13 protein-coding genes are annotated in these 9,572 nt (G+C 70.1%); 12 read left to right on the forward strand and 1 reads right to left on the reverse strand.

From position 1 onward, the window contains the following. The first annotated feature begins 141 nt into the window (after window positions 1-141). Together L2C96_RS43565 and L2C96_RS43570 are read left to right on the forward strand one after the other, a co-directional pair. Window positions 142-1,713, forward strand: a complete 1,572-nt coding sequence (locus L2C96_RS43565; protein WP_237340246.1) for a multicopper oxidase family protein — start codon at window positions 142-144, stop codon at window positions 1,711-1,713. 40 nt (window positions 1,714-1,753) lie between these two features. Then, complete coding sequence (locus L2C96_RS43570; protein WP_237340247.1) at window positions 1,754-2,206, forward strand: hypothetical protein; 453 nt, start codon at window positions 1,754-1,756, stop codon at window positions 2,204-2,206. Here the strand turns inward: L2C96_RS43570 and L2C96_RS43575 are convergent. Continuing rightward, a complete protein-coding gene (locus L2C96_RS43575; RefSeq protein ID WP_237340248.1) occupies window positions 2,133-2,870 on the reverse strand; it encodes a cytochrome c biogenesis CcdA family protein in 738 nt (245 codons plus the stop codon). The genes L2C96_RS43570 and L2C96_RS43575 overlap by 74 nt on opposite strands. Before the next feature lie 85 nt (window positions 2,871-2,955). Between L2C96_RS43575 and L2C96_RS43580 the strand changes: the two genes are divergently transcribed. From L2C96_RS43580 to L2C96_RS43620, 10 genes are all read left to right on the forward strand, one after another. Continuing rightward, window positions 2,956-3,642: an ABC transporter ATP-binding protein gene (locus tag L2C96_RS43580; protein WP_237340249.1), complete on the forward strand. Its 687-nt coding sequence runs from the start codon at window positions 2,956-2,958 to the stop codon at window positions 3,640-3,642. Further along, entirely contained in the window at window positions 3,639-4,310 is a 672-nt protein-coding gene (locus L2C96_RS43585; RefSeq protein WP_237340250.1) for a heme exporter protein CcmB, read from the forward strand. The genes L2C96_RS43580 and L2C96_RS43585 overlap by 4 nt, the downstream gene beginning before the upstream one ends. Beyond that, window positions 4,307-5,026, forward strand: coding sequence for a cytochrome c biogenesis protein CcsA (gene ccsA / locus L2C96_RS43590; RefSeq protein WP_237340251.1), 720 nt, complete (start codon window positions 4,307-4,309; stop codon window positions 5,024-5,026). Before L2C96_RS43585 ends, ccsA begins: the two co-directional genes overlap by 4 nt. Window positions 5,027-5,029: 3 nt before the next feature. Further along, entirely contained in the window at window positions 5,030-5,152 is a 123-nt protein-coding gene (locus L2C96_RS44915) for a hypothetical protein (RefSeq protein WP_272884102.1), read from the forward strand. After that, on the forward strand, window positions 5,149-5,586 hold the full coding sequence (locus tag L2C96_RS43595; RefSeq protein ID WP_237340252.1) for a cytochrome c maturation protein CcmE: 438 nt from the start codon (window positions 5,149-5,151) through the stop codon (window positions 5,584-5,586). Before L2C96_RS44915 ends, L2C96_RS43595 begins: the two co-directional genes overlap by 4 nt. Next, a complete protein-coding gene (locus tag L2C96_RS43600; protein ID WP_237340253.1) occupies window positions 5,583-7,559 on the forward strand; it encodes a heme lyase CcmF/NrfE family subunit in 1,977 nt (658 codons plus the stop codon). Before L2C96_RS43595 ends, L2C96_RS43600 begins: the two co-directional genes overlap by 4 nt. Beyond that, window positions 7,552-8,037, forward strand: a complete 486-nt coding sequence (locus tag L2C96_RS43605; RefSeq protein WP_237340254.1) for a cytochrome c-type biogenesis protein — start codon at window positions 7,552-7,554, stop codon at window positions 8,035-8,037. The genes L2C96_RS43600 and L2C96_RS43605 overlap by 8 nt, the downstream gene beginning before the upstream one ends. Continuing rightward, window positions 8,034-8,618: a hypothetical protein gene (locus L2C96_RS43610; protein WP_237340255.1), complete on the forward strand. Its 585-nt coding sequence runs from the start codon at window positions 8,034-8,036 to the stop codon at window positions 8,616-8,618. Before L2C96_RS43605 ends, L2C96_RS43610 begins: the two co-directional genes overlap by 4 nt. Further along, complete coding sequence (locus L2C96_RS43615; protein WP_237340256.1) at window positions 8,615-9,244, forward strand: TlpA family protein disulfide reductase; 630 nt, start codon at window positions 8,615-8,617, stop codon at window positions 9,242-9,244. Before L2C96_RS43610 ends, L2C96_RS43615 begins: the two co-directional genes overlap by 4 nt. Before the next feature lie 72 nt (window positions 9,245-9,316). After that, window positions 9,317-9,517: a hypothetical protein gene (locus tag L2C96_RS43620; protein WP_237340257.1), complete on the forward strand. Its 201-nt coding sequence runs from the start codon at window positions 9,317-9,319 to the stop codon at window positions 9,515-9,517. The last annotated feature ends 55 nt before the right edge of the window (window positions 9,518-9,572 follow it).

A 9,572-nucleotide genomic window follows, 5' to 3' on the forward strand; every position in this document is an offset into this window, starting at 1 on the left:
AGGCCCTCACCGACGCGGTCATCCCGGGCGACCACGACCAGGACAACGCGAGCGAGCGGTGAAGCAGCAAGCGGCGACGGCGGTCGCGCGCAAACTTATACTATGGATGTTCGTAGATCGAGCCGATCAGCCGAGGGAGTCATGACACCTTCCGAGCACCAGCCCCTGTTCCTGGGACGTCGCATGAGCCGGCGCGGCTTTCTCGCGCTGGGAGCCGGCGCGACCGCGGCGGTCGGCTTGGCCGCGTGCTCTTCGGGTGGGAACTCCAGTTCAGGGGCGAAGATCGGGCCGACCTCTCCCCTGGTGGCACAGGCGGAGCAGGCCCGGCGCGCGGGCAACGCGAACGTCCAGTCGGTGACTCTCGACGCGGTGCTGAGCGAGGTCGACCTCGGCGGCGTGCAGGTGAAGACCTGGACCTTCGGTGACTCCCTGCCCGGAAGGGAAATCCGGGTCAAACGGGGCGAGGTCCTGCACGCGCTGCTGACCAACCGGCTCCCCCAGCCGACCTCCATCCACTGGCACGGGCTGGCGCTGCGCAACGACATGGACGGCGTACCGGACGTGACTCAGGCCGCTGTCGCACCCGAGGGGAACTTCACCTACGAGTTCGCGGTGCCCGACGCGGGCACGTACTGGTTCCACCCGCACGTGGGCGTCCAGCTGGATCGCGGTTTGTACGCTCCGCTCATCGTCGAGGACCCCGAAGCGGGCGCAAATTACGACAGCGAACTGGTGATCGTGCTCGACGACTGGCTCGACGGAACGGGCACCGATCCCGACGCCGTGCTGGACAACCTGCGGAAGAACGGCATGGTGATGGGCGGGGCGACCGACTCCGCCATGCCCGAGATGGGGCACGGCGCGATGCCGGGGATGACCGGCGTGGGCAAGTCCAATGTGCTGGGCGGCGATGCCGGCGACGTGAGCTATCCGTACATGCTGGCCAACGGCCGGATCGCGAGCGCACCCACGAGCTTCGAAGGCAGGGCCGGCCAGCGGATCCGTCTCCGGTTGATCAACGCCGGCGGGGACACCGCGTTCCGCGTCGGCGTCCCGGGAGTCGCGATGCACGTCACGCACACCGACGGTTTCCCCGTCGTGGCCCCCGGCGGCGTCGACTCCGTGCTGCTCGGCATGGGAGAACGGATCGACGCGATCATCACCGTTCCGGAGCAGGGCGTTCCCGTCCTCGCGATCCCGGAGGGCAAGGAAGCACCTTACGCCCAGGTCCTGCTCCATTCCGGGGCGAGCCGGGCGGGCACCGCGAACGACGCCGCGGTCGCACAGCTGAAGATGTCTGGGATCGCCACCGTCGCCGACTTCACCGCTGCGCCCGGCGTCACCCTGCCGGACAAGAAGCCCGACGTCACGCACGACCTGACGCTGGCGGGACCGGGCGAGAAGTACGACTGGACGATCAACGGCAGGCCGTTCGACCCCCAATCGGGTCTGCCCATCCAGCAGGGGCAGCGGGTCCGGCTGCGATTCGTCAACGACTCGGACATGTTCCACCCCATGCACCTGCACGGCCACACCTTCCAGGTGCGCGGCGCGAACGGGAAGGGCCCCCGCAAGGACACGGTGATCGTCCTTCCCCGCGAGACGGTCGAAGTCGACTTCGACGCCAACAACCCCGGCCAGTGGCTCACTCACTGCCACAACATCTACCACGGAGAAGCAGGCATGATGACGGTGGTGTCCTATGTGGAGTAGGCACATTCGGCGATGGGCGCCGCCTGCGGGTGCGGCGACGGTGAGCGCCCTCGCCGTCGGTGTGCCGACCGACGTCATCGACACGGCGTTGTTCACCCGGATGACGCCGGTCCGCTGGTGGGAACCACCGGTGCTGGTCCTCACCGCCCTGCTGGCCGGGTTGTGGGTCGCCATACCCCGCCCCACCGGTGATGTTCGTGGGCGCGGCGGCGTGCTGGGCGCGGTCACGGCGGCGGTGTTCGCCGTCGGCTGCCCGGTGTGCAACAAGATCGTCGTGGCACTGCTGGGCATTTCCGGCGCCCTCGGTGTGTGGGCGCCCGTTCAGCCCGTGCTGGCGGGCCTGTCACTGCTCGCCCTCATGGCCGCGGTCCTGATGCGGTGGCGACGCCGCACCTGCCCGGTCGACCTTCCGGCGCAGGTCACACCGGGGGCCAGCCCAGACGCGCGAACACCGCGAGCATCCGGCCCATCAACTGCGTCCATCCCCCGGTGAGCATCGCGATCCCCATCGCGATCAACAGCACCCCGCCGATGATCTCAATCTTGCGGGTGTGCTTGCGCAGCCATCCCAGTCCGCGCTGCCCCCGCGCGATGCCGGCGGCGACGAGGACGAACGGCACGCCGAGTCCCACGGAGTAGGCGAGCAGCAACAGCGCCCCGGTTCCCACGGTGGCGGTGCTGGCCGCGGTCGCGAGGATCGAGGCCAGCACCGGCCCCACGCACGGTGTCCACCCGAGCGCGAACGCCGCCCCGAGCACGACCGCTCCGCCCGGACCGCTGCGTACCCGGCGCAGATCGAAGCGGACCTCCCGGTGCAGCAACGGAATCCGCACCACGCCCAGTGTGAGCAGCCCCATCACGATCACCAGGACACCACCGACCACCGTGAGCGCCTGGCGCTGCTGGGCCAGCAACAGCCCGAGCGCCGACGATGTCGCTCCCAGGGCCACGAACACCGCCGAGAAGCCCACGATGAACAGCAACGACGCGGCTCCCACGCGCCGTTTCGTCACCACGGCCGGCGCACCCACTTCCGAGGGCCTGCCTACGCCGGAGATGTAGGACACGTATCCGGGCAACAGCGGCAGCGCGCACGGCGACGTGAACGAGACCACCCCGGCGAGCACCGCCCACGACAGTGAGGCGTACAACTCCACTCGACAAAACCTGTCTGCTCGTTCGTAAAGCCTGGCCGGACGGGGGCGTCACCGCCACTGACACCGGGCTTGTAGTCTACGAGTGATGATAGTAGGTGGCTTGGAGGCGGTGGTCACCGTCGCGGAACTGGGCGTCGACCTCGGTCGCACGCCGGTCCTGCGAGGGCTCGATCTCGTCGTGGGCGCCGGTGAGGTCGTCGGGATCCTGGGCCCCAACGGCTCCGGCAAGAGCACTCTCCTCAGAGTGCTCGCCACGCTGCTTCCGCCGACCGCCGGTGGCGGCAGCGTGCTGGGTGCGCGGCTCAGCTCCGCGGCCGTGCACGGGGTACGGCCGTCGATCGGCCTGGTGGGCCACGATTCCGGTCTGCACCCGCGGCTGACCCTGGCGGAGAACCTGCGGTACCTGGCCGTGCTGACCGGGAGGCCAGACGAGCAGGCGCGGGAGGCACTCGACGTCGCCGGGCTCGCGCGTGCCGCCGGGCGGCGCGCCGAGCAGTGTTCCCAGGGGATGCGCCGCCGAGCGGATCTCGCCCGGATCCTGGTGACTGAGCCATCCCTGCTGTTGCTCGACGAACCCCACGCCGGCCTCGACCGGTCGTCGTTCGGGCTCGTGGACCTCGTGGCTCAAGGAGTCCGGGCCCGGGGCGGGGCCGTCGTGATCGTGTCACACGATTCGCCGCGGCTGGCATCGCTGGCCGACCGGCTTCTGGAACTGGACGCGGGGCGCCTCGTTCCCGCCGGAACCGGAATGGTGTCGGAGGGCCCGCGATGACTCCCAGCCCACTGCGACAGGCGTGCGAGGTGGCCCGGGCCGAACTGCGGATCGAGGCCCGGGGCGGCGAAGTGCTGTGGATCATCACCCCGTTCGGCGCCGTGGCGTTGTTGCTGGTGCCGCTGGCCGTGGGCCCCGACCGCCCCCTGCTCGCCGGGATCGGCATGGGGATGTACTGGGTGGTCGTGCTGTTGTTCGGCGTGCTCGTGACACTGCGGCAGACGGCGAGCGACTCGGCGGGCCACCTGTCGATGCTGCGCCTGGCCGGGGTGCCGGCGGCGGCGCGCGCGGCCGGGCGAGCCGCCGCGAGCGCGGTCGTACTGCTGCTGTTCGAAACCCTGCTGCTGCCGGTCGCGATCGGCCTCTACCAGCCCGACCTCTCCGGGGGGACGTGGTTGCCGGTGGTCATGGTGCTCACGGCCGCGGGCCTGGCCGCTCTGGGCACGCTCGCCGGGACGCTGGTCCACGGCTTCGCCGGCCGCAGCAGCCTCGGTCCCGTCCTGGTCTGCCCGCTGGCACTACCGCTGCTCCTAGGGGCCACCGAGACCTTGCAGGCCGTGTCCTACGGGCGCATGCCGTGGCTGTGGCTGCTGGTCCAGGTCACGACGGCGGCGATCGGGTGGCTGGCGCTGCTGCTGAGCGCGAACGCTGTGGAGGAAAGCGCATGACCCTGCTCGGACGTCGTCTGCCCGTCGCGACCGGGATCCTGCTGGCGGCCGGCCTGGTCGGCGCGGTCGTCGCACCACCGGACCGCGTGCAGGGCGAGTACCAGCGGTTGATGTACGTGCACGTGCCGACCGCGTGGGTCGCGTATCTGTGCTTCGCCCTGACCGGCGTGCTCAGCGGCCTGTGGCTGTGGCGGCGCCGGGACCGGTTCGACCGCGCGGCGGCCGCGAGTGCGGAACTGGGCGTGCTGTTCACCGGCCTGACGATCGTGCTCGGCTCGTGGTGGGGCAAACCGGTGTGGGGTGTGTGGTGGACCTGGGACCCGCGCCTGGTGACGACGGCGCTGATGTTCTTCGTCTACCTCGGTTACCTCGCCTTGCGCCGCGGCACGCTGGATCCGGTGGCGCGCGCGCGACGGTCGGCCGTGCTCGGCATCGTGGCCCTGGTGCAGGTGCCGATCGTGCACATGTCCGTCGTGTGGTGGCGCGCCCTGCACCAGCCGCCCACGGTGCTCAAACCGGGGGATCCGACGATCGACCACCGGATGTTGCTGGTGCTCCTGCTCAACGTCGCGGCCTTCACCGCCGTCGCGGCGATGCTGCTGCGCGCCCGCATCCGGTTGTCGGTGCTCGAAGAGGATCTCGCCGCGTCCCGCGCGGCCGAGGATCGTGAACTCGCCGGCGGAGCCGTCCGCGCTCCCCGGCTGGAAGGCCGGTGAACGATGTCCGAATGGGCCTGGGTGGTGGTCGGGTTCCTGATCGCATTCGGCTCCCTGGCGGGCTACACGGTGAAACTCGTGCTGCACGCCGCCGCGATCCGACGGGAACGGGAGCGGCACCGGTGAAGCGCTACCGCCTGCTCGCCGTGTCGGGCATAGGCATCGTGGCCGTCCTGGTCGGTGTTCTGCTGTTCGGCAACCTCAACGGCAACCTCGTCTACTACCTGACGCCCGCGGAGGCGATCGCCAAGCACGGCGACTACCCGGACGGCCGGCGCTTCCAGCTCGGCGGGTTCGTCCGCCCGGGCAGCGAGGAGCGCATCCCCGGTGGGCTCGAGTTCGTCGTCGCCTCCGACATCACGCCCAACAGCCCCGCGATCACCGTGCTGCACACCGGACCGGTCGCGCAGCTCTTCCAGCCCGGGATCGGTGTGGTCGTGGAAGGCGCCTGGAGGGGCCGGGAGTTCGTCTCCGACACCATGATCGTCAAGCACGACGAGAACTACCGGCCACCCGCGCCGTCGACATCCCCGGCACCCAGCGGTGGTGATCCACGATGAAGTACACCCTGCCCGCTGCGGGCTGGGCCGGTGCGCTGCTCGGTCTGGCCGCGTCCTTGGTGCTGGCCCTGTACGGGTTCCGGGCGCAGCGGCATCCGGACCGGGTCCGGGTGAGCCAGCTGCGCACCGCGACGACGTTGATGGCAGTGGGCGCGGCACTGTCGATGATCGCGCTGGAAACGGCGCTGCTGACCGACGACTTCACGATGTCCTACGTGGCCGAGACCCACTCACGCGCCACGCCGCTGCTGTACACGATCACCAGTGCCTGGTCGGCGCTGGACGGCAGCATCGTCCTGTGGGCCGTGATCCTCGCCGGGTACGTCCTGTTCGCCGGGCGGAAGATCACCGACACCACCGACCGGCTGGGCACCGGCGCGCTGGGATTCATGGGCCTGGTCGCCGCGTTCTTCTTCGGTCTGATCACGACGGTGGCCAACCCGTTCGAGATCCTGCCCGACCCGCCCGCAGACGGACCGGGACCGAACCCCCTGCTGCGCAACGACATCATGGTCGCGATCCACCCGCCGCTGCTCTACCTCGGATTCGTCGGGTTCACGGTCTCCTTCGCCTACGCCATGTCCGCCCTGGTGATCCGCCGGGCGGGCGTCGACTGGCTGGTCCGCACCCGGCGGGCGAACCTGGTGGCGTGGAGCTTCCTCACCGCCGGGCTGGTCGTGGGCGCGTGGTGGTCCTACGAGGTCCTCGGCTGGGGCGGCTACTGGGCCTGGGACCCGGTCGAGAACGCCGCGTTCATCCCATGGCTCGTGGCGACCGCGTTCATACACTCCGCCGTGGTACAGGTCAAGCGCGGGATGCTGCAGGCGTGGAACTTCGTCCTGGCCCTGGCCACGTTCGGGCTGACCATCCTGGGCACCTTCCTGACCCGTTCGTCGGTGGTCGCCTCGGTGCACTCATTCACGCAATCCGGCGTCGGTCCGGCGCTGCTGGGCTTCTTCATCGTGGTGCTGGTGGGCGGGTTCACGCTGTTCGCCCTGCGCGGCGAGGCCGTCGCGAACCGGACCCGGTCGCTGCGGCTGGCCAGCCGGGAAGGGCTGTTCCTGCTCAACAACCTCCTGTTGTGCCTGTTCGCCTTCGTCGTCCTACTCGGCACGGTCTACCCGATCTTCGTGGAGGCGTTCACGGGCAACCAGGTCTCGGTCGGGCGCCCGTTCTTCGACCGGATGGCTGTGCCCCTGTCCTTCGCGCTGCTGCTGGCGATGGGTGCCGGGCCGTTCACGCCCTACCGATGGGCCACGCCGCCTCTGTTGTGGAGCAGGATGCGATGGCCGCTCCTGGCCGGCAGCGCCGCCGCCGCGACGGTCACGCTCGCGGGAATCCGCTCGGTCGGGGTCGTCGTCGTGGTCTTACTGGCCGTCACCATCGTCGCCGCCGCAATCAGGCACCTGCTCGCAACGGCGCCGAACCGGCGGCCGTCCGGACTGTGGCGGCTGATCAGCGGCCAGCGGGCCTACTGGGGCGGTCAGCTCGCCCACATCGGGGTCGCGGTGGTGGCGGTGGCGATCGCGGTCGCCGGAGCCACCGCGACGCGCACCACCGTGACCCTCGATCCGGGGGAAAGCACCGAGTTCGGCGGCTACACCGTCACGTTCGACCGCACCGAGCAGCACACCGAGCCGGATCGCGTCCAGCGGGACGCCCACCTGTCCTTCCACTCGGAGGGGGAGCTTGCCTGGACGGCCACGCCGAAGCTGGAATCCTTCACCAACCAGCCCCAGGCCGTCGGCATCCCGAGCGTCTGGAGCACCCCGGGCCGGGACATCTACGTGGCACTCGCCCAGCTGACCCCAGACACGATCACGGTCAACTTCTACCGCTATCCCCTGATGTCCTGGCTGTGGGCAGGTGGCTTCCTCATGGCCGCCGGAGGGCTGTGGGCGCTGACCGATCGGCGTCACCGGCCGAAATCCGGAGACCGCTCCCCCGCGGAGGAGACGACCGCAAGTGCGTAGAAAGCTCATCAGCCTCGCGTGCCTGGCCGGTGTCCTGACCCTGCTGGGCGTGGTGGCGGTCCAGCTGCTGACCGCACCGGACACCCCGGGCGACCGCGCCTACCAGCTCGAGCAACGCCTGCGCTGCCCGGTCTGCAAGAGCGTCTCGATCGCGGAATCGCCGTCCGAGACCGCCACCGCCATGCGTCAGGCCGTGCAGGAGCAGGTCACGGCCGGCCGTAGCGATCAGGAGGTCGTCGACTACTTCAGGGCCCGGTACGGGGACTGGGTGCTGCTCGACCCGCCCGCGCACGGCCGCACCCTGCTGCTGTGGCTGCTGCCGGCCGTCGGGGTGCTCGCCGGCCTCGCCGGTGTCGTGGTGCTCGCGCTGAGCCGCCGGCACCAGCCCTCGCCGTTCCTGCCTGAGGAACAACGGCAGCAGGTCGCGCGGGCCGTGGCGGATGCGCGCGGGAAGTACCGACGCGAGGATCTGTTGTGAGCCGTGAACACGAACAAGCCGAGGAAGAGCGCGACCAAGCGGTGCGCGACCTCGTCGCGCTGGACGAGCAAGTCCGAGCGGGTGAGATCCCGCCCGGCCCCGCCCAACTGCTCCGCTCAGAGTACGAACGCGCAGCGATCGACGCAATGGCTCGGCTCGACGAGCTGCGAGAGCGGTCGCCGAACAGCGGCGGGGGCAGCCGCGGAACCCGCACCCGGGCGCTGGCCTACCTGGGGACCATGCTGCTCGCGGCCGTCGCCGCCCTGATCGTCCTGCCCGATTCGGTCCAGCAACGCCCGCAGAACGGGTTTGTCACCGGCAATGAGGTCATGCAGACCACCTCTGCCATGCCGATGCCCATGCCGGCGGCCACGCCCTCGCTCCCCGCGGACGCCGACGCCGCGGCGACCGCGCTGTGGATCCAGGCGAACGTCGAACTGTTCCAGCGCAACGACCCCGAAGCCGCCTTGCGCACGCTCGACCAGCTGCGGCAGCGCCCCGGGTTGAGCGCTTCCGCCCAGCAGGACGTCGCCGCGCTCGCGGACACCGCGCGGCGGGAACTCGGAAAGGCAGGCCGATGAGCACTCCGGCGGACACCGACGACCCGCGCACCTCGACGATGCGGTGGCTGCGCTGGGCCGCGCTTGCCATCGCCGTCGTCACGATCGCCGTCGGCGCGATCCTGGGCACCGGCCTCGGCAAGGACTCGACCTTGGTCGACACACCGCTGGTCGGCAAGCCTGCCCCGGATTCCACGCTTCCCTACCTCGAACGGGATGGTGAATTGGCGCTCTCCTCGCTGCGCGGGCGGATCGTCGTGGTGAACTTCTGGGCCTCGTGGTGCGTTCCGTGCCGGGCCGAGCAACCGGTCCTCACCGCCGCCGCCGACACCTATGCCGAGTCGGGGGTCACCTTCGTCGGGATCAGTTACCAGGACCAGCGCCGGCCCGCCGTCGACTTCCTGAACGAGCTGGGGCGCGGCCGGGAGTACCAATACGTCACGGACCCGGGGTCCCGCACCGCGATGGACTTCGGTGTCTTCGGGATTCCCGAGACATTCTTCATCGACCGCTCCGGCACCATCGTCGCCAAGATCACCGGCGAGACCGACGCACCGCTGCTCGGTGGGGTTCTCGACGACATGCTGGCCGGGCGCCAGCCGCAGTCCCGCACCGGGGGGTCGGTTCAGCCCGCCCCGGGCCAGTGACCGCTACCGCGACACGGGACTCTGTCCTACTATGGATGTTCGTAGTACTGGCGATGCTCGGCGGGAGGACCCGTGGCGCGAAGGTGCCCGTTCACCACCACAGCGGCCAGCTACCTGCTCGGCATCCTCGACCCGCACGAACACGCCGAGTTCGGCAGGCACGCGCGGATGTGCACGCCCTGTCGCCGGGAGATCGACGAGCTCGCACCCGTGGTGCGCCTGCTGAAGGCGATCAAGTCCGACCACGCGGCCGCGAACGGACAACGGGGTTAGTACTGCAACGGCAGTTAGTGGTGTTGTGGTAGATCATCCTGGTGGTGGTCGATGT

The sequence above is a fragment of the Amycolatopsis tucumanensis genome (genome assembly GCF_021654135.1).
Classification (GTDB): Bacteria; Actinomycetota; Actinomycetes; order Mycobacteriales; family Pseudonocardiaceae; genus Amycolatopsis_E; species Amycolatopsis_E tucumanensis.

What these genes read in the sequence shown, in the direction of transcription:
- L2C96_RS43565 (WP_237340246.1), top strand. Translation starts at nt 142, where the DNA reads ATGACACCTTCCGAGCACCAGCCCCTGTTCCTGGGACGTCGCATGAGC.
- L2C96_RS43580 (WP_237340249.1), top strand. Translation starts at nt 2,956, where the DNA reads ATGATAGTAGGTGGCTTGGAGGCGGTGGTCACCGTCGCGGAACTGGGC.
- L2C96_RS43585 (WP_237340250.1), top strand. Translation starts at nt 3,639, where the DNA reads ATGACTCCCAGCCCACTGCGACAGGCGTGCGAGGTGGCCCGGGCCGAA.
- ccsA (WP_237340251.1), top strand. Translation starts at nt 4,307, where the DNA reads ATGACCCTGCTCGGACGTCGTCTGCCCGTCGCGACCGGGATCCTGCTG.
- L2C96_RS44915 (WP_272884102.1), top strand. Translation starts at nt 5,030, where the DNA reads ATGTCCGAATGGGCCTGGGTGGTGGTCGGGTTCCTGATCGCATTCGGC.
- L2C96_RS43600 (WP_237340253.1), top strand. Translation starts at nt 5,583, where the DNA reads ATGAAGTACACCCTGCCCGCTGCGGGCTGGGCCGGTGCGCTGCTCGGT.
- L2C96_RS43615 (WP_237340256.1), top strand. Translation starts at nt 8,615, where the DNA reads ATGAGCACTCCGGCGGACACCGACGACCCGCGCACCTCGACGATGCGG.